1 protein-coding gene is annotated in these 630 nt (G+C 39.5%); it reads right to left on the bottom strand.

The annotated features are described in order from the left end of the window. The coding region (locus AAEY87_RS13830; RefSeq protein WP_350657584.1) for an IS1595 family transposase at positions 1–590 on the bottom strand (590 nt) is incomplete at its 3' end. Between the last annotated feature and the right edge of the window lie 40 nt (positions 591–630).

The following is a 630-nucleotide window of genomic DNA, read 5'->3' as shown; positions in this document are numbered from 1 at the left end:
TAGTTAAAACGCCACTCACATTCCTTTAAAAACAGATGGAAATGCTCTTTTGGGATGCCATTATATTTACGCATATGCCGCTTTGCTTGACTCCAAAAGTTCTCTATTCCGTTAATATGATTACTGTCTTGTACAAACTCTTTTGAATGATTAATGCGGTAATGGGTAAACTCACTGACATCAAGTGCGTTGTAACTTCTAAAGGAGTCTGTGTAAACGATACTATCAGGCTTTACTTTCTCTCTTATAATAGGGATTAAGGTATCAGCTCTAGCATTAGGGATGATACAAGCATAGACGCTACCATTGCGCTTAAGCAGTCCAAAAACAGGAACTTTGTTACCAGCACCGCGACCACGTTTGCCTTTGCGTCTGCCGCCAAAGTAGCTCTCATCAACTTCTATTTCGCCTTCTAGAAGGCCTGGCTCCTGACTATTTTCATAAATCAATAGTCTTAGCCTGTGAAAGTAATAGCTAGCTGTTGTTTTATTAACACCCACTAAGCTTGCTGCTGTTCTTGCGGTAGAACCGGCAACAAATAGTTCGATAAGCTTAGTTTGTTTGTACCAACTTAATCTACTCTTTCTCATATGACTATCCTAGATTATTTTATTTATCTAGGACAGCCCC

This window comes from Psychrobacter sp. S1-30-MNA-CIBAN-0213 (assembly GCF_040309845.1).
In the GTDB taxonomy this organism is placed as follows: Bacteria; Pseudomonadota; Gammaproteobacteria; order Pseudomonadales; family Moraxellaceae; genus Psychrobacter.
This window is presented reverse-complemented; position numbering and strand designations above follow the sequence as displayed.